At 70.0% G+C, this 21,477-nt stretch carries 21 protein-coding genes; 8 read left to right on the forward strand and 13 right to left on the reverse strand.

Annotation, left to right across the window (positions count from 1 at the left end):
• Positions 1-49: 49 nt before the first annotated feature.
• Positions 50-799 (reverse strand): NTP transferase domain-containing protein, encoded by a 750-nt coding sequence (locus tag VKV26_03040; protein ID HLZ68864.1) that lies wholly within the window; start codon positions 797-799, stop codon positions 50-52.
• Positions 800-895: 96 nt separating this feature from the next.
• Positions 896-1,378: a hypothetical protein gene (locus tag VKV26_03045; GenBank protein ID HLZ68865.1), complete on the reverse strand. Its 483-nt coding sequence runs from the start codon at positions 1,376-1,378 to the stop codon at positions 896-898.
• Between the two features lie 201 nt (positions 1,379-1,579).
• Between VKV26_03045 and VKV26_03050 the strand changes: the two genes are divergently transcribed.
• From VKV26_03050 to VKV26_03065, 4 genes are all read left to right on the forward strand, one after another.
• The gene (locus VKV26_03050) at positions 1,580-1,939 is read left to right on the forward strand and encodes a hypothetical protein (GenBank protein HLZ68866.1); all 360 of its coding nucleotides are present in this window, start codon (positions 1,580-1,582) and stop codon (positions 1,937-1,939) included.
• A gap of 496 nt (positions 1,940-2,435) precedes the next feature.
• A complete protein-coding gene (locus VKV26_03055) occupies positions 2,436-2,864 on the forward strand; it encodes a hypothetical protein (protein HLZ68867.1) in 429 nt (142 codons plus the stop codon).
• Between the two features lie 15 nt (positions 2,865-2,879).
• Positions 2,880-3,899, forward strand: coding sequence for an FAD:protein FMN transferase (locus tag VKV26_03060; GenBank protein ID HLZ68868.1), 1,020 nt, complete (start codon positions 2,880-2,882; stop codon positions 3,897-3,899).
• A complete protein-coding gene (locus VKV26_03065; protein HLZ68869.1) occupies positions 3,896-4,603 on the forward strand; it encodes a ferric reductase-like transmembrane domain-containing protein in 708 nt (235 codons plus the stop codon). The genes VKV26_03060 and VKV26_03065 overlap by 4 nt, the downstream gene beginning before the upstream one ends.
• Before the next feature lie 603 nt (positions 4,604-5,206).
• On the opposite strand, the gene VKV26_03070 is transcribed toward VKV26_03065, so the two are convergent.
• A complete protein-coding gene (locus tag VKV26_03070; GenBank protein HLZ68870.1) occupies positions 5,207-6,292 on the reverse strand; it encodes an alanine--glyoxylate aminotransferase family protein in 1,086 nt (361 codons plus the stop codon).
• Between the two features lie 324 nt (positions 6,293-6,616).
• Positions 6,617-7,813 carry an amidohydrolase family protein gene (locus VKV26_03075; protein ID HLZ68871.1) on the reverse strand — a complete coding sequence of 399 codons (1,197 nt, stop codon included), beginning with the start codon at positions 7,811-7,813 and terminating at the stop codon, positions 6,617-6,619.
• A 204-nt stretch (positions 7,814-8,017) separates the two neighbouring features.
• Between VKV26_03075 and VKV26_03080 the strand changes: the two genes are divergently transcribed.
• The 3 genes from VKV26_03080 to VKV26_03090 all read left to right on the forward strand — a co-directional run bounded on the left by VKV26_03080 (position 8,018) and on the right by VKV26_03090 (position 11,372).
• Positions 8,018-10,660 carry a heavy metal translocating P-type ATPase gene (locus VKV26_03080; protein HLZ68872.1) on the forward strand — a complete coding sequence of 881 codons (2,643 nt, stop codon included), beginning with the start codon at positions 8,018-8,020 and terminating at the stop codon, positions 10,658-10,660.
• 94 nt (positions 10,661-10,754) lie between these two features.
• Complete coding sequence (locus VKV26_03085) at positions 10,755-10,961, forward strand: heavy-metal-associated domain-containing protein (GenBank protein HLZ68873.1); 207 nt, start codon at positions 10,755-10,757, stop codon at positions 10,959-10,961.
• Between the two features lie 90 nt (positions 10,962-11,051).
• The gene (locus VKV26_03090; GenBank protein HLZ68874.1) at positions 11,052-11,372 is read left to right on the forward strand and encodes a DUF433 domain-containing protein; all 321 of its coding nucleotides are present in this window, start codon (positions 11,052-11,054) and stop codon (positions 11,370-11,372) included.
• Here VKV26_03090 and VKV26_03095 read toward each other — a convergent pair.
• The 7 genes from VKV26_03095 to VKV26_03125 all read right to left on the reverse strand — a co-directional run bounded on the left by VKV26_03095 (position 11,356) and on the right by VKV26_03125 (position 17,602).
• On the reverse strand, positions 11,356-11,730 hold the full coding sequence (locus VKV26_03095) for a DUF5615 family PIN-like protein (GenBank protein ID HLZ68875.1): 375 nt from the start codon (positions 11,728-11,730) through the stop codon (positions 11,356-11,358). The two genes, VKV26_03090 and VKV26_03095, sit on opposite strands and share 17 nt — an antisense overlap.
• Positions 11,727-12,440: a haloacid dehalogenase type II gene (locus VKV26_03100; GenBank protein HLZ68876.1), complete on the reverse strand. Its 714-nt coding sequence runs from the start codon at positions 12,438-12,440 to the stop codon at positions 11,727-11,729. Before VKV26_03100 ends, VKV26_03095 begins: the two co-directional genes overlap by 4 nt.
• Positions 12,441-12,514: 74 nt before the next feature.
• Entirely contained in the window at positions 12,515-14,467 is a 1,953-nt protein-coding gene (locus VKV26_03105) for a primary-amine oxidase (protein HLZ68877.1), read from the reverse strand.
• Positions 14,468-14,771: 304 nt separating this feature from the next.
• Entirely contained in the window at positions 14,772-15,200 is a 429-nt protein-coding gene (locus VKV26_03110; protein HLZ68878.1) for a hypothetical protein, read from the reverse strand.
• 1 nt (position 15,201) lies between these two features.
• Positions 15,202-15,660, reverse strand: coding sequence for a MaoC family dehydratase N-terminal domain-containing protein (locus VKV26_03115; protein ID HLZ68879.1), 459 nt, complete (start codon positions 15,658-15,660; stop codon positions 15,202-15,204).
• 180 nt (positions 15,661-15,840) lie between these two features.
• Complete coding sequence (purE, locus tag VKV26_03120; protein ID HLZ68880.1) at positions 15,841-16,383, reverse strand: 5-(carboxyamino)imidazole ribonucleotide mutase; 543 nt, start codon at positions 16,381-16,383, stop codon at positions 15,841-15,843.
• Between the two features lie 52 nt (positions 16,384-16,435).
• Positions 16,436-17,602, reverse strand: a complete 1,167-nt coding sequence (locus VKV26_03125) for a 5-(carboxyamino)imidazole ribonucleotide synthase (protein HLZ68881.1) — start codon at positions 17,600-17,602, stop codon at positions 16,436-16,438.
• Between the two features lie 146 nt (positions 17,603-17,748).
• On the opposite strand from VKV26_03125, the gene VKV26_03130 reads away from it, so the two are divergent.
• Entirely contained in the window at positions 17,749-18,147 is a 399-nt protein-coding gene (locus VKV26_03130) for a hypothetical protein (GenBank protein HLZ68882.1), read from the forward strand.
• A gap of 68 nt (positions 18,148-18,215) precedes the next feature.
• On the opposite strand, the gene VKV26_03135 is transcribed toward VKV26_03130, so the two are convergent.
• Positions 18,216-18,950 carry a class I SAM-dependent methyltransferase gene (locus VKV26_03135; protein HLZ68883.1) on the reverse strand — a complete coding sequence of 245 codons (735 nt, stop codon included), beginning with the start codon at positions 18,948-18,950 and terminating at the stop codon, positions 18,216-18,218.
• Between the two features lie 340 nt (positions 18,951-19,290).
• Positions 19,291-21,363 (reverse strand): hypothetical protein, encoded by a 2,073-nt coding sequence (locus VKV26_03140; GenBank protein HLZ68884.1) that lies wholly within the window; start codon positions 21,361-21,363, stop codon positions 19,291-19,293.
• Positions 21,364-21,477: the final 114 nt, after the last annotated feature.

Genomic DNA, 21,477 nt, shown 5'->3' on the forward strand with positions numbered 1-21,477 from the left:
CGCATTGAAGTAAGGATAGCATGGGAGGTAAGGCGACGCGCGGCCGTGCTCAACCGTGGCGCAGCAGCGATTCGGCCTCCCTGAGGTCCGCGGGCGTGTCCACGTCCAGCCAGAAGGCGCCGCTCAGGTCTACCGCGTGAAACGGCTGCCGCGCCGCCACGCGCGTCATGATCGCGCTCAGCTCTGAGTCGACGCCGAGCTCGTCAATCACGGCAAACACGTCCGGGTGGCAGCGAAAGATACCCGTGTCGATCCCGTCCCAACGGCGCAGCCGCTTGCCGAACGCCGCGACCAGGCCGTCCGGTCGCAACCGCACCCGGGTCGCGTCGGTCAGACGCGACGCCGGCAGCGGTCCCCGATCCACGCCGATGGCGAAGCGCTGTTCCGCGCCGAGCATGCGGCGGATCGCCTCCACACTCAGCAGGTGGTCGGCCATCAGCAGCAGAAAGGGCGCCTGAGCAACGGCGGCGCGGGCCGCGGCAAGCGAACTGCCGTTCGGCAAACGGTAGTCCGGATTCCAGACAACATGCAGCGACGGGCCGCCTGGCCCAAGGCCGGCAAGCGCCGCCTCGATTTCGGCGCCGCGGTAGCCGAGCACGACATACGCTTGGTGTACGCCGGCCTGCGCGAGCGCTTCCAGGGTGTAGGCGAGCAGCGGCCGGCCCAGGACGGGCGCCAGCGCCTTGGGCGCGCCGCCGCCCGCGCCGCCGAGGCGCGAGCCAAGTCCAGCGGCCAGGATCACGGCTGGAAGCGCGGGCTGCGGCGGGTCAAGCGGCGCCGGGGCGGATTCGGCCTTCACACGAGCCAGTATAGCGGCAGTCCGCGCGCCGGGGCAGGCCGGGCGAGAACCCAGAGCGTCCGGCCCCGGTCTCGATCCTGCGCTCGGTGCCTGCCGCTAGAGCACGCATTGCCCCGTGGTCGTGTCGAAGAAGAAGCCGGGCGGGCAGACGCCGGAGGCGTTCCCGGTGATTGGCACGCAGCCGTTCACCGACAGGCTGAAGGCGAATCCGAGCGGGCAGACACCCGAGCTCACGGTTCCCGCTGGCCCCTGCGGTCCCTGAGGCCCGGCCGGGCCCTGCAGCCCTTGCGGCCCCTGCGGACCTTGCGGCCCCTGCGGTCCGGCCGCGCCTGCTGGGCCTGCCGGACCGGCCGGCCCCTCCATATTGACGTCGTACTCCGTTTGGTTCTCCGCGCAGGCGAAACCGCTCTGGGCGACACTCAGCGCCTGCGTCGAGTTGTCCGCGCACATGCGCAGCGTGCCGGCGTTGCCGCCGCTCTGCGCGTGCACAAAGCTCAGCGCCGCGAACACGGCCAGCACTACCACCACGGCGCCCCAGCCCATCCGCTCGAGCGTCGTCACCGAGCGACTGCGAAACATACGTCACCTCCGCGCGCGGAAGTGTACGCGCGCCGCGCGGCGGCGGCCTGAGGGTTTTCTCAGCAAACGGATTGTTTCCCATTGCGAATTCGCCCGCTCGGTGCTTGTCTGGCGTCGCGGGACGGCTTGCGGCCCAGGGAAACCTTCGGTCGGTTGCGAGGATGCCTATTCGCCGGAGGCCAGCGCCTGATTCAGGCGGTCATGGACGGCATCGCGCGCCTGGCAGCTCTGGGGCGAGGCGAGGCTGAGGCAGAGCGCGGCATCGTCGATGTAGGCGGTGTAGAGCAAGAACACCTGCTGGCTGCAGTCCGTGCTTGCACCGAGCAGCAGGGCGTTCGTGGCCGCGACTCGATCGGTAAGCGGTGCGCCGCTTCGCTTTCGATCGTTGCGGCCGTGGTCAGGTTAGCGCGGATGCGGCCGACGGAGCAGGCGGACAGCGATGTAGATGTGCCGCCAGAACCGCTGCCGACCCGGCCGGCGATGCTCTTCACCAGCGCAAAGGCACCGATCAGCACCAGGATCGCCACGCCGATGCGCAGCGGCAGCCGCTCGAACGCATGAGTCTGAGCCGCCGAACGTCGCGGCCGGCGAGAGACGATGACCGGCTGCGGCCGGCTCGCCGTGCCGGCGCCGCCGAATACGGCCGGCGTGCTGCCTCCCGCACGCTGTGCCCATTGCGCACAAGAGATCGCGACGGGGTGGCGCTCGCCGCAGAAGGCGCACGCTTCGAGCGAAGCCTCGCCGGCAGCTACCGTCGGCTCGGGTGGGCAGTCGCCGTCATGCCGCGTGCCGCAACGTGCGCAGAGTTCGGCCATCTGCAACCTTCCGCTCACTCGCCGTCTCGGTATCGTAGCAGCCCGCCGGCAACGGCCGGGGCGGGGCATACGCCGGCGCCCGATCGCCGCGGCCACCAACATCATTGGACCTGAATGAGAACGGGATGTGGGCTTTCGCATCAAGGCCCAATCTCGGCCCAACGCCCGGCTCGTAGCCTGAAGGCAGTGGCGAAGGCGCGAACCGCGCCCACCGCACGCCAGCATGAGCATGAGGTGAACCCATGGCAGAGCAGATGAAGACTCGCACGCAGCGCACGGCGCTGCTGAGGAAGCGGGCCACGGCGGCGAGCTTCGGTGTGTTGGCCGGCGCGTTTGCGCTGGTGGCCGTCTCGACGCAGCACCGAGGCCAAGCCGCCTCCTCCGCCGTCGATGCAGTGGCGAGCGCCGCGGCCGGCCAGTCAACGGCGGCAACGCTCGCCGAGTCGGAAGTTCCCGCACAAGCCGCCGCGACCGCGGCAACGACATCACCGGCCGCCAGCGCATCCGCCGGGTCCGATGAGACCCGGGCCACCACGGCAACACCCGCGTCGACTCCGGTGATCGCCGCATCCGCCGCGCAGACGCCGACTACGCAGTCGCCGGCCAGCACCGGCGGCAGGAATGTGGCCGCCGGCACGTCCAGCAGCCATGCCGCCACGCGCCAGTCGTAGCCAGGAGCAGCAGCAATGAACACCGATTCAGCCGGTGCGGCAGATGACCCGGCGAACGAGTCCGCGCTCGATTCGCTGCGCGTGGTCTTCCGCGCGATGGGAACAGAGGTCTCGCTCGCCGTCTGGCCGCGGCGGGGACAGGAGGCGTCGGCCGAGGCGGCGCTCTGGGCGGAGGTCGCCCTGCTGCGCGAGGCGGATGCGTTGCTCAGCCGCTTCCTGCCGGAGAGCGAGATCAGCCGCCTCAATCGCGGCGCCGTGACACCGGTGCGAGTTTCGGCGCTCACCTTTTCTGCGATCGAAATTGCGCTGGATGCGGCGGCGGCCAGCGGCGGGCTGTTCGACCCGACCGTCTACGGCGCCCTGCTCGCCGCCGGCTACGACCGCAGCTTCGCAGATCTCGAGCAGAAACCGTCGCGGTCCATGCCGGCAGCCGCCCTGCCCCGGCAGGCGGGTCGCTGGCGCGAAGTCCTGCTCGACGAAGCCCGGGGCACGGTCACGCTGCCCAACGGCGTTGGGCTCGACCTCGGCGGCATCGCCAAGGGGTGGCTGGCCGACCGCGTGGCCGAGAGGCTCGGTGTCTTCGGGCCGGCGCTCGTCGACATCGGCGGAGACATCGCCATGCTCGGCCTGCCGCCCGACGCCCCTGCATGGGCGATCGACGTCGATGGACCGTTCGGAGCGGTGCTGGGCACCCTCCAGCTCGAAGGCGGGCGTGGTGTCGCCACCTCGGGCATCACACGGCGGCGCTGGCAGACCGAGGCGGGGAGCCGCCATCACCTGATCGACCCGCGCACCGGCGCGCCGGCGCTCACCGACCTGTTAAGCGTGACGGTGGTCGCGCCGACCACCGCCGCGGCCGAGGTAGCGGCGAAGGGCGCCCTGCTGCTGGGCAGTGTCCTCGGCCTCGCGGCACTGGTTCAAGCTGCCGAACTGGGCGGATTGCTCGTGCGGCGCGACGGCCGCGTGCTCGTGGCCGGCAGCCTGAGCTGGATCCCCGCCGGCGCAGCCCAGCAGCCCGCGGAGGTGAACGCATGACCGCCCGAACCTGGCCCGCCCGACTGAGCGCCTGCGTTATCGCCGTGTGCACGGCTTTGGCCGGCGCCCTGATTGGGGCCGGCGCGCTCATCCTGGCCGGGCGGCTCGCTTCCAGCATCGACCTTGCCGGCGTGCTAGGCAGCCGCCTGCCCTGGTACACGACGCGGGCGGCCGCGATCACCGCCTACCTGCTGCTCAGCGGCACGACTGTGCTCGGCCTCAGCATCTCGACGCGGGCGCTCGACCGGCTCATGAGCCGCGCCACAGCCTTCGCCCTGCACGAGTGGCTCTCGTGGCTGGCGCTGGCCTGCGTGGCGCTGCACGTTGGCGCTTTGCTCGTCGACACCTTCCAACCGTTCTCGCCAGGCGAGGTGTTGGTGCCGTTCACCAGCAGCTACCGCCAGGTGGCAACCGGCATCGGCGTACTCAGCCTTTACCTGCTGGGGACGATCACGATCAGCTTCTACCTGCGCGCGCACATCGGCCAGCGAGCCTGGCGCACCCTGCACTACGGCAGCTTCGCCCTCTACCTGCTGGCGACGTCACACGGTATCTTCTCCGGCGCGAGCCAGGATCTATCCTGGATGCGCTGGGTCTACAGCGCCAGCGCGACGGTAGTCGGGCTCTTGCTCAGTTCGCGCATCCTCGCGGGACGGCGCAGGCACACGGCCAAACGCCCCGCGCGAATCGCGTCCGCCGCCTGATTCGCCGGCAACGGGGAAGGATCAGGCTGCTACGGGCGCGTGCGGCTTCGTTGACGGCGCCCGCCGACCCTTGCCGTGCACGCTCCGCCAGGCAAGCCAGCATGAGAGATGGAAGGCGTCTCGGTGCTGGGGAGGCGGCCGTACGGCCCACAGCAGCGATGGCTCGTCCGCCGGCAGGATCGGTCGCGAGCACACGTGGCAACTCCTGGGCATCGCACTCCTCCTGCGCTCGTGCGGATTTGCCGGCGGCCGCGTCCGAATCCGGCCACCCTCTTGAGTATCAACGCACGCGGCCGTTGCTTCTGTGACACCGGTTGCACGGCGAACGTTACACGCGCTGCTAAAACCTCGAGGCTATCCGGAGCGGACCCGAATCGTCAGCAGAGCCCGACACGCGGATGCGCCAGGGCCGGCGTACGGCCAGGCGGCGACAATCGCGGAGCGAAGATCTCGAGGCGACTGCACAGAAAGCGGCCCGGATGCCTTCAGGCATCCGGGCCGCTCGGCGTGGCCATGGCTGCATGGCACGGTCAAGCGCGAGCGCGCACCCCGTCCACTTCGCGAGTTCACCAAGCGACCGCGGCGACAAGCGAGCTTCGGCGGTTATGCCGTGCCGAACAGGAGCTTCGACGCCGCGGCGGACCCGGCCGCGGCGTCCACCCGCACGCCCTGTGCGGCGCAGGCTTCGGCCAGGGCGCCGGCCACCAGCAACACGTTCTCGGCCGTGGACGAGTGGCCCATCAAGCCGACGCGCCACGCCTTGCCGCGGAAGGCGCCGAGTCCGCCGCCCACTTCCAGGCCGCGCTCGCGCAGCAGATGGCCGCGCGCCTGGACATCGTCTACTCCCTCGGGAATGCGAACCGTGGTGAGCGGTGGCAGGCGATGGCCGGCCTGCGCCGCCAGCGGCATGCCCATCGCCTCGAACGCCGCCTGCGCGGCCTGAGCGTGCTTCTGGTGACGGGCGATCCGCGCCGGCAGCCCCTCCTCCAGCACGATGCGCAATCCTTCGTGCAGGGCGTAGGTCATCGAGGCTGGGGCGGTATGGTGATAGGCGCGCTCCGGCCCCCAGTACTTTTCCAACAGGGTGAGGTCGAGGTACCAGTTCGAGACTGGCCGGCCGCGCGCGTGGATCGCCTGCATCGCCCGCTCGCTCACGCTGATCGGCGCCAGACCGGGCGGACAGGAGAGACCCTTCTGCGAACAGCTATAGACGTAGTCCAGCTCCCAGGCGTCGACGGCCAGTTCGCAGGTGCAGAACGAGGTCACGGCGTCCACGATAACCAGGGCGCCGGCCTCGTGCGCGATGCGGGCGACTTCGTCGATCGGCTGCAGCACGCCGGTGCTGGTTTCGCCTTGCACGATCGCAACGGCCCTCACACGACCGGCGCCGCGCACGGCGTCGCGGATGCGCTGCGGCTCGACCACCGTGCCCCACGCGGCATCGACACGCACGACGCTGGCGCCGTAGCGAGCGGCCATCTCGACCATGCGCTCGCCGAAGTAGCCGGCCACGCCGATCACGATCGTATCGCCCGGCTCCAGCAGGTTCGCCATCGCCGCCTCCATGCCGGAGGTGCCGGTGCCGGGTAGGGCGAGTGTCATGCGGTTCTGCGTCCGGAATGCGGCGCGCAGCATCGCCTGCACGTCGTCCATGATCTGCAGGTAGGCCGGATCCAGGTGGCTGACCATGGGTGCGGCCATAGCCCGGTACACGCGCGGATGCGTGGCGCTGGGGCCCGGACCGAGGAGGATGCGTACGGGAGGGTTCAGTTCCGCCGCGACACCTTCAATCACGTGCATCTCCTTGCTCTCTTCGGACTTCCAGCGGCGCGTGGCTTCGTCGCCCCGCGACGAGCGTAGACCGGCGTCGCGGGCAGCCGCAACCGGCAGCCGCAACCGGGGCAGTGTATCGAGAGCGGTGAGCGGGCGTGGGGCGGTTCGCTGAGCGTCGACCCGGCCAGGCGCGGCGGGTTTTGCCGTGAGTCCAAACCGACCTGCGGAGCAGCCACGCCTTCAGCCCCGGACCGCCGTGCCCGGGTCTCCCCTTCCGCTGGTTCTGAGCCCGGAGGATCGAACCGGGGGATGAGGGCGGGGCGGGACGACGATTCCGTACAGACTCGCCACGGTCTCACAGGTCATCTTGCGACGGTCGGCAGCGGGCACGCCGGCGAACAGGCGCCTCAGCACCTCCTGCGATTCGGGCCAGAGCGAGTCGTGGTGTGGATAGTCGTTGCCCCACATCAGCCGGTCCACGCCGATGAAGTCACGGGTCTGAACGCCGATCGCGTCGTCCTCGAACGTAATCCAGCACTGGCGGCGAAAATACTCGGACGGCGTCAGCGGCAGCTTCTGGGCCGGGTGGCCAACGGTGCGATGCACGGCGAAGTCGAGCCGGGCGAGGAAGTGCGCGACCCAGCCCGTGTCGAACTCCGCGGCGACGATCTTGAGCCGCGGGTGGCGCTCGAGTACGCCGCTGGTCAGCAGCGTCGCCAGCGTTACCTCGGCCGCGGTGTGCGAGAGCGCGTAGTGCAACACGGGATCCCAGTCAGCTGGGAGACGCATCTGCATGCCGTCGGCGCCCGTGAAGATATGGAACGTTACCGGCGTTTCCGCCTCTGCCGCCGCGGCCCAGAACCGATCGTAGGCGGGATCTCCGTAGGGCCGCTCGCCCGGCGCCGTGCACCAGATCACCGCGCCCTTCAGGCCAAGCTTCACCGCGCGCTGCAACTCACGCACGCCGTCGGCCACGTTGCGCAGCGGAATCGAGGCGGCGCCGATCAGCCGGTTCGGCGCGTGGCCGCAGTATTCGGCGAGCCAGTCGTTGTAACGGCGTGCGATCTCCAGCGAGAGCGCCGCGTCTTCGGCGGCGCCCGTGAGCATGCAGAGGCTCGGATAGATCACCTCGGCGGAGACGCCGTCGATCGCCTGGTCCTTGAGTCGCTCGGCCGGGTCGAGCACGCCCGGCCGGAAGGCGCCATAGCCCCTTGCGATCAACGTGTCGATGTCCGGGTCGTTGGCGTCATGACCGGCGATGCCGAAGCGGCCGATCGGCATGCGCTTATCGCCGACGACCTTATACGGCCCGCGCCGGCCCTGCGGATCGGGTTTGATCTGCGGAGCCTGCTCGCCGTACTTCTCCACCAAACCGTCATAGATGTGCGCCGGCTCGACGATGTGCGAGTCGGCCGAGATGCACGGCATGCCGGTCATCGTTTCCGCTCCCTGTGCCGCCCGCACCGCCCGCGGCGTGACGCGTCGATGGCAGGAGTATAGCGCTGAGCACGACGGGACCGAGGAGCAACCCGTTCGTGCTGGCACTTGACTCTCAAGTTACTATAGGGTTGAAGATGCCTGGTGAAGGCCGATCGCTTCGGCGAACCCCGCGATCGGCCGGAGAACTGGGCGGGAATGGTCATGGCGATTTCGGAGCACGACCTGGCGATGCAGGTCGAAAATCAAGGCGAGGATGGTGCGGCCCGCGCGACCGCTGAACTGGCGATCGAGGGCATGACCTGCGCCTCGTGCGTCCGGCGTGTTGAGCGGGCGCTCGGCAAGGTGGCGGGCGTGCAGAGCGCCGCCGTGAACCTGGCGACCGAGCGCGCCAGCGTGACGCTGGATCAAGATGCGCCGCCAGAGACCGCGAACCTGATCGCGGCGGTCGAGAAGGCCGGCTACGGCGCCCGCCCGATCGTCTCCCCTCTCCCAGGAATGGGAGAGGGGCTGGGGGTGAGGGCCGAGGACGAGAAGGATCGTCGCCAGCGCCGCGATCTGCGCCTGCGCTACGCGAAGCTGTCGCTGGGCCTGGCGCTCTCGATTCCCGTTGCGGTCATCGCGATGTTCGCGATGGACCTGCGCTACCGCGACTACATCCTTCTGGCACTGACCACGCCCGTCTGGCTTTTCGTCGGCTGGGAGTTCCACCGCGGGGCGCTCAGGGCAGCGCGCCATGGCACGGCGAACATGGACACGCTCGTGTCGGTCGGTTCGACCGTAGCCTTCTTCTACAGCGTCTGGGCGACCTTTGCCGGGCAGGATCCGTTCTACGACACGGCGGCGCTGATCATCACGCTGATCTACCTGGGCAAGCTGCTGGAGGCGATCGCTCGCGGCCGCGCCGGCAGCGCGATTAGAGAGCTGATGCGGCTGGGCGCGAAGTCGGCGCACCGCGTGCGCCAGGGCGTCGAGCAGGATGTGCCGGTCGAGGCCGTGGTGCCGGGCGACGAACTGCTGGTTCGGCCCGGCGAGAAGATCCCGGTCGACGGCGTGGTGCTCGACGGCCGTTCGGCGGTCGATGAGTCGATGCTGACCGGAGAAAGCCTGCCCGTGAGCAAGTCGCCCGGCGACGCGCTGATCGGCGCGACGATCAATACGCATGGCCTGCTGCGCATGCGGGCCGAGCGCGTGGGTCGCGAGACGCAGCTCGCGCAGATCGTGCGCCTGGTGGAACAAGCGCAGCTGGAGAAGGCGCCCGTGCAGCGGCTCGCCGACCGCGTGGCCGGAGTGTTCGTGCCCGCGATCCTGCTGATCGCGGCGCTGACCTTCGGCGGCTGGCTGCTCGCCGGCTTCAGCGGAACCGCGGCGATGGTCGCGGCCGTGGCCGTGCTGGTGATCGCCTGCCCCTGCGCCCTCGGGCTGGCCACACCGGCCGCGATTATGGTGGGCAGCGGCCGCGGCGCCGAACACGGCATCCTGCTGCGCGGCGGCGAGAGCCTGGAGCGCGTGCGCGACGTGACCACCGTGGTGCTGGACAAGACCGGCACCGTCACGCGCGGCGAGCCCGCCGTCACCGACCTGGTGCCGATCGGCGGCGCCACGGAGGCTGAGCTGTTGCTCGCCGCCGCGGCCGTTGAACGCGGCTCCGAGCACCCACTCGCGGCGGCGATCGTGCGCGCCGCCGCCGAGCGCGGCCTCGCGCTGCCTGCCGTCCACGACTTCGAGTCCACGCCGGGCGGCGGCGTGCGCGCGGCTACGGTCTTCGTCGGCAGCGCCCGCTGGCTCGCCGAGCGGGGAATCGAGATCGCACACGCGCAGACAACACTCGATCTGCTCGAAGCCGGCGCGAAGACCGCGGTGCTCGTCGCCGACAAGGGCCGCCTGCTCGGCGCGATCGGCATCGCCGACCCGCTGAAGCCCGATTCGGTAGCGGCGGTGCGCAGGCTGCGCGAATCCGGCCTCGACGTGGTCATGCTTTCCGGCGACAACCGCCGTACGGCCGAGGCGATCGCACGGCAGGTAGGCATCGAGCGGGTGGTGGCCGAGGTGCGGCCCGACGAGAAGGCCGTGGAGATCCGGCGGCTGCAAGGTGAGGGCCGGGTTGTCGCGATGGTTGGCGATGGCGTGAACGACGCGCCGGCGCTGGCCGCGGCCGACGCCGGCATCGCCATGGGCACCGGCGCCGACGCGGCGATGGCCGCGGCGGACATCACGCTGGTGAAGGGCAGCCTGCGCGGCGTGGCGGAGGCGATCGAGCTCTCCCGCGCGACGATGCGGGTGATCAAGCAGAACCTGTTCTGGGCTTTCGCCTACAACCTCGTGCTGGTGCCGCTGGCGATCTTCGGCAAGATCAACCCGATCTTCGCCGCCGTGGCGATGGCGCTCTCCAGCGTCACCGTGCTGAGCAACTCGCTGCGGCTACGAGGCACGCGATCGGCGCAGCTCGTCGCCGCGGCCGTTTTTCTCGCCGCCTTCGCCGCCGTGGGCTTCGGCGCCTACCGCGGTCTTTCCGGCCAGGCGGCCGTTTTCGGCAGCGCGTCGTATGCCTGGGGGCGCGACGAGGTGCACATGGCGATGGTGGGCCAGCGCACCACGGCGCGGATGCCGGACAAGTTCCGCCCCGGCACCTTGCACGTCAAGGCCGGCACGACCGTGACCTTCGTGAACGACGACGAGCAAGCGCATACGGTGGTGAGCGGCAGCCGCGGCGCGCCGGACGGCCGCTTCGAAAGCGGTCTGCTGCAGCCCGGCCAACGCTTCAAGGTCACGTTCGCGCGGCCGGGCACCTACGCCTACGTGTGCTCTCTGCACCCCGGCATGAATGGGACGATCGAGGTCAAGTGAGCCAAGGCGTGCAGGGGCCAGCGGGCGCGCCGTGCAGAGCGCGCCCGCAACAGACAGCAACGGGCGTATCAAAGCAGATGGAGGAAACGAGATCATGGAAACGCTGAAGCTAACCGCACCGGACATCTCCTGCGAGCACTGCCAGCACACGATTGAGCAGGCGGTGGGCGCCATGCCGGGCGTGAAGCATGTGGCAGTCGCGATCGAGCCGAAACAGGTGACGGTCGAGTTCGACCCCGCCCAGACCAGCCGCAAGCAGATCGAGGAGGCGCTGGAAGAAGAAGGCTACCCGGTGGCGTAGACCGTACGGGGGCCCGCAGCGATGGCGCCCGCCCGGCGCGGTACAGCCGTACAATGGTCGGGAGGGCGCCGCCGCGCCACGAGGAAGAGCGTGACGAGTGGGCTGATCGACGAAGCCGAGCGCATGCGCCGCATGCCGGGGATCTACTTCGCCACAGAGGCGTCGGGGCGCACGGCGAAGATCGCCGGCACGGGCCTCGGCGTGTGGGAAGTCATCTCCGGCTGCCGCGAGCGGCCGCTGACGGTCGCACGGCTGGCCCGCGCCTTCGACTGGCTCACACCCGAACAATTACACGCCGCCATGGCGTACTACTCCGCATATCCCGATGAGATCGATGCCGAGATCGCCGAAAACGACGGAATAACGCCGGAAACGCTCTACGCGAAGTACCCGTTCATGCTTCCCAAGTGAGCCACTCGACGGTGTACGGTTGCATTCCGTCGGCACGCCGCTGGGCATGGGCTTCGAGGGCACGTAGTATACCCCCAACGTCCGCGGTGGGCAGCGATTCCGGTACCAGCACTACGCCGTGATGCAGTTCCCCGCGGGCGAAGAAGCCTGCTGCAATGTTCGAAAGATCGCGCCGATCGCGCGTCACCAGCGCGCGGCCGTGTGCAGCAGCCCAGCGAAGTTGCACTTCATCTGACCTGCCGTCCAGCCCGACTTCGTGCGAGCTGACAACATCCAGCCCGCGCCGTCGCCCGGCAACGGCGATCACGGTTGAGAGATTCTCATCCAGCAGGTAGCGCGGCCGGCGCTCGGCTCTCACCCACCGAGCTGCCGCGCAAGGTCCATGAAGTCCGCCGCGACGACCTCGAATTCGGGATCGGGTGTCAGATCCGGCACGCGCTCCGGATTGCCTTCGAAGGGGCGGGGCACGAAGGCGGCCTGCAGCCCCTGCGCCCGCGCCGCGTGCAGATCGTGCTTGTGCGCGGCGACCATCATCACCTGGTGGGGCTGCAAATCGAGCAGATCGACGGCGCCGAGATAGACGCGCGGGTCCGGCTTGTACGCGCGGAACAGCTCGGCCGAGAGCACGCAGTCCCAGGGCAGGCCCGCGTGCTTCGCCATGTTGGTCAGCAGCGAGAGGTTGCCGTTGGAAAGCGGCGCGATCAGGTAGCTGTGCTTGAGCTTCAGCAGGCCGGGCACGGTATCGGTCCACGGGTCGAGCCGGTGCCAGACGCGGTTCAACTGGTCCTTCTCGGCCTCCGAAAGCCCCTGGACGCCGTACTTCGCCAGCAGCTCGTCCAGCGCCATGCGGTGCAGACCGTCGAGCCGCGTCCATGGCAGCTCACCGCGCATCACGCGCTGCATGTTTGGCGCGTACTGTCCGCGCCACTCGTCCGCAAAGGCGCCCCAATCGACGCTGAGACCTTTCGCCCGGTTCAGCGCGTTGCCCTCGCGGATCACCGTGCCGCGCCAGTCCACGCAGGTGCCGAACACATCGAAGAGCAGCGCTCGAACGTCTTCGAACGACACCGGCTTACCTCTCTGTTCAGGCGAGCCCCAACCCGCCCTCGCGGCCCCGCATGCGCTCGCAGGTACGGACCCTGTCACGCCTCGCAGCAGTCGCCGTGGCCGTTCGACGGCGGCACGTCGAGCGAGGGGTTGCCGTCGAAGAAGCCGCTGGGCTGAAGCTTGAAGCCGAGCGTCGAGACGGGCATCACCGGCCAGTCTTCCGGCCGCACGATGTGATGGGCGCCAAGCGAGTACCAGACGACGAGATCGGTGTTCTCCAGCGGCCGGTCCTGCGCCGCGTAGGCCGGCAGGCCGGCGCCGCCCGGGTGCTGGTTCGGGTAGTCGCCGGCGGCGTAACGCTCGGCGGGATCGAAGCGCGTCACCCAGAGGTGCTTCGCCATGAAGCCCGCCCGCCTGGAGATGCTGGCCTGAGGCAGCGCGTAGGGCACGGCATTTTCGCCGGGGAGCAGGCGGTAGGCCACCGGCTCGCCCGTCGCGTTCAAGACGTTGGGATTGGCGATCTGCCAGTAACGCGCCGAGGCGAGGTCGAGCGAGCGCTGGGCCGCGCCTTCGCGCTCAAGCAGCGCGCGCCGAACAAGCCAGGCGTTGCCGTGCGGGTTCAGCTCCGGCGGCGCCGTCTCCGTGTTCACCTCGTACACCGAGTTCTCCGTGCCGTCCACCGTCATATCCAGGCGTACGTTGAAAAAGTGCTGGTGGTTCGGGCCGTAGAGCCCCGGCGCGATCAGCGTGCCGTACACGGGCATCTCGCCCTCGGCGACAGCGCCGGTGGAGACGATGCCCGTCATCTTGATCTCGTACTGGATCGTGCCGTCCTGGTAGAGATACCAGAAGAAGCCGTACTCGTAGTTGCCGACGGTGGCGATCGAAGAGATCACCAGCCGTCGGTTGCGCCGCACCTCGGTGGTGCCGGCGCGGGCGTCGCGGTGCTTCCAGAGGATGCCGTAATCCTCTTCGTGCATGCAGACCGCGTTGGTGAGCGTGATCGCCTCACCGCGCGGGCCGGCCACGACGCCGTCGAAGTACCGGATCTCGCCCAGGCAGTCGCAGCCCAGCTCCAGCGCGTTGGCGAGCATGCCCACGCCGTACTCGCCCTCGTCGAAGGCGTTCTTGCGCCAGTGCGTGGGGTTCGCGTCGCCGTAGGGCACGACCATCTCGGAGAGCGAGGCACGGTAGAGGACCGGCCGCAGCCGGCCGCGGTCTTCGTAGCCGACGGTGTGCAGCACCAGGCCCTCGCGCGCCGTGAAGCCCAGGCGCAGCCGCCACTTCTGCCAGCGCACCTCGTGGCCGTCCACGCTGAAGCTCGCGCCCTCCGGCTGCGTGATGCTGACCGGCTTCAGGTCCTGGCGCACGCCGTCTGGGAACGAGGGCACGTTGTTGGCGTTGCGGATGCGCTCGGCATCGTAGTTGCCTGCGCGGGGAGGCAGCGGCACCACGCCGTTGTCCTCGACCTCGACGACGCGTCGTTCGTCCAGGTCGAAGACGGTGAGCAGCCCTTCCACCGGCCGCGCATAGCCGTTGTCGGTCGGGTCGCTGCGCACCCAGGTAAGGGCGCGCACGACGCGCTGCGCCGGGTTCGGGTCCGCGTCGTAGTTGCCGGCGGACCAGGCGTCGACCATGCAGAGGCTGAAGTCGCTGACGCCGCGCTTGCGCATTGCGGCCTGCCAGTCGGGGTCGCTCTTGATCGCCTGGTCGGCCGAAAGCGCCTCTTCCCACGTGACCGAGGGTTGCGCGCCGGGAACGCTGCGCGACCAGCTCACGCGCTGCTCGTCCAGCGAGACGATCGCCTCGTAGGTCGTGCGGGCGGCGAGGTCGCGGAAGATGGCGAAGGCCTCGCGCGCCACGGCGCCCGCCTCGGGCCAGCCGAGCACGGCGGCCTTGGGCGGCTCGTGCAACGAGATCGAGACGAACAGGAGTCCCTCCACGCCGAACTGCGCCTTCAGCTGCGCGGACACGGCTTCGACCTCGGCGGCCGTCAACGGTTCCAACGGATGGAGGGCGGTGGAGACCTCGTCGCGCGTCGCCTGCATGGTGTCACCTCACTCCCGGCCCCTCTTCCGAAACTGGAGAGGGGGGATAGCGGACTGCCTGATCGAGAGTGTAGCCGAGTGACCGGCGCGCCGCTCGCGCCGGTCGCTGAAGATCACGGCTGACCGCGAGAAAGCCGTACCGTCCGGCGCCGCTGAACCGACGGAAAACCGCGCGTGCGCTCGTATGGCGGCTCGCTGACCGGCCGCCCAGGAGAACGCTCCAACCCGGATCGCCCCTCCATATCTCCTGGTCGGCGGAGCAGAGGGCCGCCGAGGCGAACCGATGAGGCGCGAGGTCGCCCGCTCAGCCGCCGCGCATGGGCAGCTCTACCTGCATGTTGCCGCGCACGCTGGGCTGGCCTTCGGCGAGCGTGACGACCTCCAGCTCGATGATGTTATGTCCGTCTTCCTGGCGCATGTCCACCACGCGGCCGGCGAGCGTGAGCGGGCGGCCGGCGACGTCCGGGCGGCGGAAGACGGCACGCAGGCTCGTCACCCGGCCCTCGGGGCCGGCCCAGTCGTTGGCGTACTGCACCAGCCAGGAGAGCTTGAGGTTGCCGGGCACCAGGGCGCCGCCCACGCCCATGCGCCGGCCGGCCTCGGCGTCGGCGAAGGCGGGGTTCACCGGGTTGTCGCGGCCGAAGTAGTCCACCGCCAGCTCCTCGGTCGGCAGCTTCTCGACCGGCGGCAGCTCTTCGTCGGGGCGAATGTCCTCGAAATAGCGCTGGCTCATCTCACTCGCTCCCCCTCGCCGCCTTCGGGTCGAACTGCGTCACGGTGATCAGGATCGCGGCGACGTGCTCGTCATTGGTGTCGAAGAAATCGGTGGCGCTGGTGACGAGCACGCTGTAGCCGTAGCGCCCGCCCAACCGGTCGCGGATGTCGATCACCTGCGTGATCGCCTTCAGCTCCTCGCCGATCTTGAAGGGCCGCGTGAAGCGCCACTCCTGCTGAGTCATGATGCCGCCGGGCAGCACCGAGGGCATGGCGCCCCGCCGCGCCGTCTGCATCAGGCCGAGCACGTAGGGCGGCGCCGTGCCGCTGCCCGCGGCCCAGCGCGGATCGTGATCGTCGAGCAGGCCGATCAGGCGGTTTGCGTCCCCTTCGCGCACGGTAAAGGAGACGGGATCGGACTTGCGCCCGATGAAGGCGCGGTGCTCGTCGGTGATCTTGCTCTCCAGCTCTTCGGCCATGCCAGCCTCCACGGCGGCCGGATGCAGCGGATACTCCTCCTGCCGCTCCGGCTGCTTTGCTCGCCCGCGAACGCGGAGCTTCCCTCGCTGTTGTACCGCGCGGCCGGCCGCTCTGACCAGTCAAGACGTAGAATGTCGCGACGCGGGCACAGGGTCGATGCGCCCGGAGCAGCCACCGGGTCAGCTACTCGGCGCCGCCTCGCCCCGGGCGATGCCCGCGGCCCGCGCCTGCACGGCCGCGTCCTTCTCCGCGACGAGCGCCTGCAGACCTTGCTGATAGCGGAGCATCGCCTCGCGCAGGGCTGGATCGGCGGCGGCGAGGATGCGCACCGCCAGCAGGCCGGCGTTGCGGGCGTTGCCGATCGCCACCGTGGCGACCGGCACGCCGGCCGGCATCTGCACGATCGAGAGCAGCGAATCCATGCCGTCGAGGTATTTCAGCGGCACCGGCACGCCGATCACGGGCAGGGGCGTGGCGGCGGCGATCATGCCGGGCAGGTGCGCTGCGCCGCCGGCGCCGGCGATGATCACCTGCAAGCCGCGTGTGGCTGCCGCCTCCGCGTACTCCAGCATCGCCCGCGGCGTACGGTGCGCAGAGACGACGCGCACCTCGCAAGGCACGCCGAATTCGGCCAGCGCCTCGGCCGCGGCCTGCATCACCGGCAGGTCCGAGTCGCTGCCCATGACGATGCCCACGCGCGGGGCGGCCGGCGCGGCGTTCACAGCGCCTCCCTCATGAGGATTTGTGGCCTGAAGCTGGGGGTAGCGATCCCCTTCACCCCGAACCCTCCAACAGCGCCACGGCCCGCGCCGCCCGATCGCGCGCGTCAGCAGTCCTCTCGCCCAGCGCGGTGACGTGGCCGACCTTGCGGCCGGGGCGCGACTCCTTGCCGTAGACATGAATGCGTACGCCCTCGACGGCCAGCGCCGCGGGCAGGTTGGCCACCGGATTGCGCGGCATGCCGGGCACGCCGATCAGGTTCACCATCGCCGCGGCGGGCGCGACGAGTGCGATGCTGCCCAGCGGCCAGTCCAGCACGGCGCGCAGATGGTTTTCGAACTGCGAGGTGGCACAGGCCTCGATCGAGAAGTGGCCGGAGTTGTGCGGGCGGCAGGCGATCTCGTTGATCAGCACACCGTCGCGTGTCTCGAACAGCTCGACGGCCATGATGCCGACCAGGTCGATCGCCTCGGCGATGGCGAGGGCGAGGCGCCGCGCCTCCTCGGCGCGCTCCAGCGCTATCGCCGCCGGCGCCAGCACCTCGTGGCAGATGCCCTCGCGCTGCACCGTCTCCACCAGCGGGTAGGCGACGCTCTCGCCGCCCGGCCGCCGCGCCACCAGTTGCGCCAGCTCACGCGTGATCGGCACGAACTGCTCGGCGAGCAGCGACAAGCCGCGCCGCACCGCCTGGTCAACGACCTCCCCGGCCCCCGCCGCATCCTGCGCCAGCCAGACGCCGCGGCCGTCATAACCGCCGCGCTCGGCCTTGAGCACCACCGGCCAGCCGTGCGCCGCCCCAAAAGCGCGGACCTCGTCGATTGCGTGTACGCGCACAAACGGCGGCACGGGCAGGCCAAGGCGGGCGAACAGCTCGCGCTGCCGGCCCTTGTCCTGCGCGACCTCGACCGTGTCTGCCGAGGGATACACGGTGTGGCCCGCGGCGGCGAGCGCCCGCAGCGCCGCGACGTCCACCAGCTCGTGGTCGAAGGTGACGGCATCGCAGCAGGCGGCGAAGGCGAGCAAATCGTCGAGCGAATCGGGCCGGCCGATGCTGACGTGCGGCGTGACGCGCGCGGCGGAGTCGTCTGGTGCGCCGGCGAGCACGTGCAGCTCGATGCCGAGCGAGATCGCCGCCTGCTGCGTCATCCGCGCCAGCTGCCCCGCGCCGACCATGCCCACCCGCGGCGCCGCACCGTCCGCGCCCTCGTTCGCTTCCCTCACGCTCCGCCTCGTCGTGCCGTGCTCAGGAACACGATAGCGGAAGCGGGCGGGAGGGGCGACGCGTTGCCCGAGTGCGGTACGCTATGCCGGGAATCGCGCAGCAATCGACCGAGTTGCTTCGCTTGCTTGAATAGACGGACGGTGCCATGCGCGTCTCTGAATTGCTGACGGTCGGTGAAGCGTACGATCGGAGACAGTTGCAAGGGCTGCTCAACACGAAGGACGCAACCATCAATACTGGTGTATTTCATCCGAAGGGCTACGACACGATCTTGCTCTTCGTCACCGAAAATACGTCAGCGGACGGCGCCGAACATCACAATCTCCTGCGCGGTCGCACGCTTGAGTGGGACGGGCAAACCAGCGGCCGGTCGGACGATTGGATCATTCACCACACGGACCGGGGCTGGGAGCTGCTGTTGTTCTACCGCGAGCGCAAGCGATCGTACGCCGATGCCGGATTCCGGTATGAGGGCCAGCTGGCGTACGAGGGGCATGTCGGCGCCGAGCCGGCACACTTCACCCTGCGTTTGCTCAAGGAGTAGCGGGCGCCTCCGCGCGCGTCCGGGCCGCGCCGCTTCTCTATGACATGTCGGCCGGAGCCGCTGCCTGCTCAGCTTGGCCGGAGGCCGCCGAAGAGGGCGTTGCCCAGCCGCTTCCAGTAGCAGTCGACGGAGACCAGGCCGGCCTCGCGCAGCCAGCGCAGATGCTCGTCGAGCGGCTGGAAGTCGTGCCCCTCGTGCTCGGCGTGGTGCGACCTGGGCGGCGCCGCGGGCTCGCCGCGCGCCTCGCGTTCTCGCTCCTCCGCCCGGCGGTAGGCGGCGGCCGCGCCACCGTCCACTGCCGCGGTCATGTCGAGGTTGAGAAAGCAGCCTCCGGGCGCCAGCCGCGCGGCGCAGGCGCGGTAGAGCGATCGCGTCGCGGCCGGCGGCAGATGGTGGATCGCCCGCCCGGAGACGATCGCCTGGAACGGACCCGCCGCGGCTTCGGGCAGCTCGCCGTCGGCGAAGTCGCCGTGCAGGTAGCGGTAGCGGCCGGCGAAGGGCGCCATGCGCTCGGCGCCCACCTGCATCATCGCCTCGGAGATGTCCAGCAGCGTCGCCTCGGCGCGCGGAAAGGCCGCCAGCACCGCCGCGGCGACCGCGCCGTACCCCGCGCCCACGTCGAGCACGCGCAGCGCCGCGTCCGCCGGGAAGGGCAGCAGCCGCGTCAGCAGCGTCAGCGGCTCCTGGCGCTCGGCCGCGCGCCGGTCCATGCGCTCGACGTACTCCTGCACCCGCGCCGGCTCGCGCCAGTGATGGCCGGGCCGCTCGGCCGTCCCGGATCGTTCTGTGCTCTGATTCGTCATCTGCGCCTCCGCTGGTCGGCTGCCACCGCACTGTGCGCCCGTCGCGTCGCGGGCAGTGTACCGCCTTCGCCGTCGCGGCCGCCGTGCAGCAGTTTAGCGCGTTCCCGGCTCGCGGGCGGCCCTCACCTCATTTCACATACCTCACGTACCCCTCTCCCAATCCTGGGAAAGGGGCGATCGTGGGGTGCCGGCTCGAACGCCGTCGGGTTAACCGCACCGGCTACGGAACGCCCTACGCCGGATCGTCTCCTTCCCTCCAGGATTGGGGGAAGGAGACAGGAGAGGATGAGGGGCCGGCGCTGACCGCGCCGGCCCCTCGTGCCGCTCTCCAGAAGCTTCGCTACGGCCCCGTTGGCCCGTTGCCCGCCGAAGGCGGACCCGGCTGGTAGGCGCCGTTGCTGTTCACGCAGACGAACAGGCTCTGCGCCGGCCCGACCGTGGTGAAGTCCACCGGCGCGCCGCTGGCGCTGAAGTAGCCGGCCTGGAACTTGTGCGTCGAGTTGTTGAAGGCCCAGACGCTGACCACGATGCCGCCCGGCTGCACGATGTTGACGACAGCCGAGAGCGGGCTGCCGGGCGCGAGGCTGGATGGCGTGATGATCTGGTTACAGCCCGGATTCAGGTTGGCCGGCGCGCCGGCCGCGGCCAGCGTCACCTGCGTCGTGGACTGCGCCGTCACGCCGGTGATGTCGCCGATGAAGCTCGCCGTCACGGTCGCCGTGCCGGGGGCGCCGGCGCCGTAGAGCGTCGCCTGCGCCGCGGTGCAGCTCGCGAAGACGAACGAGGCGGGAGCGGGGTTGAGGCTGGGCACGTCGGGCACGATCACCACCGGCGGCGCCGAGGGGATCGGGCCGCAGTGCACGGTGTAGCGCAGCGCCAGTTGCGAGCCGGAGCTGGCGTTGGCCGGCCCCAGCGCCCCCGCGTCGGTGGAGAACGTCACCTGGCCGCCCTCCGCGCCCGGCGCCGCGCCCTGCAGGAACAACACCGGCGCCGTCGGGCAGGTGAGGAAGCCGCCGACCGCCAGCGCCACGCAGCCCGTCACCACCGGATGCACGACCGTGGCCACGATGGTGCTGCCGTTGTCCACGCCGCTGGCCGCGGCCACCGTGCCGGGATTGGCGCTGAGCTGGACCTGGTACGGCGGCGGCAGCAAACCGATTGGGGCGGCCGCCGTCGTGATTGTCAGCGCCCCGCCGAGGTTCGTGGCGCGAGTGTACGTCGCGCTGATCGAGACGCTTGGGCTGAGGGCGCCGATGAAGGGGAACGAGGCGCCGGGAGCCAGGGCCACGTGGACGATGTTTGCCTCCGGCGGGCTGATGAAGGCCGGCGAGGCCGGGTTCGCCTGCAAGGGTGGCGCAGTGTTGGGGCTGAAGGCGGGGGTGAACTTCGCCGCCGTGCATGAGTCCTTGCCGCCGGGAAGCGTGGTAGTGCCGCAAAAGACCGTGTAGGTCGGCCCGCTCGCTTCGACGATCTCCACCGCGGGACTGGAGACGGTGTAGACGATCGTGCCGCCGTCGATCGTGTTGGGGTTGGTGTCTGGATCGGACGGCGAGACGCCCGAGTCCTGGAAGACCGCGCCGCAGACGATCGCCACGTTCGGCGAAAGCACCGAAAGCACGCCCGGAGCCGACGCGCTGCCGGAGAGGGGCGGCCGCGAGGCGAACTGGTTGGCGCTCGCGAGTAAGCCCTGCTGGTTGTTGGCGGTGACCGGCGTGGCCGGGAAGGCTATGTCGCTGGCCTGCGTCGAGTTGGCGCAGCCGATCGCCGAGTTAATCCCGGCGCCGCCCGCCGCTCCGCCACCACCGCCCCCGCCGCTACCGCTCGGCGGCGGCACGATCGTCACGCCGGACGGCGTGACGGTCGCCGTATTGTACGGCTGCGCCGCGCCCAGGGCGAACGAGCGCACGGTGAAGCTCGGCGTGGCGCTGGCCGCCATCGTGCCGGTGAACGTGACCGTGGTGCAGGCGGCCGCCGGTGCGACCGTGCCGCAGGGAAAGCCGACGTTGTTCGGCGCCGGGCGGGAGCTTTGTTGCGGACCGGGGTTCACCGTGGCAACGCCGTTGCCCGTGATCACGACGAACGACTGGGTTTGGCCCGCGGGATAGGTGAGCACGCAGGAATACGTGTCGCCGACCTGGAACGAGGTCGTCGAGCCAAGTCGCGCCCCCGGCGTGGTGTTGGTGCAGGTCACGCCGGTCGGTGCCGCGATGCCGGTGAAGCCGTTCACCGTCGCCGGCGGCGAGCCCGGAAATGCATCGAACTGGTAGACAAAGTTCAGAGTGGCGGGACTGATCGTGGCCGGCCCGGGGTTCGTCGCCGTGGCGGTCATTGTAATTTGGCCGGGGGTCCCGACAATCGCGGGATTCACGAAGGGATAGCCGCTGATCAATTGCAGCGGAATCACGGTCCCCACGATCAATCCCGCGGTGGACGGGGGCAATGAAGTCGGCGGACATGAGATAGTCAGCGTACTGCTGGGTGGTGCAGGCGGGGGCGGGGGCGCGGCGGCGGTGCAATTGTTAGGCAG

The sequence above is a fragment of the Dehalococcoidia bacterium genome, from assembly GCA_035310145.1.
Lineage (GTDB): Bacteria > Chloroflexota > Dehalococcoidia > CAUJGQ01 > CAUJGQ01 > CALFMN01.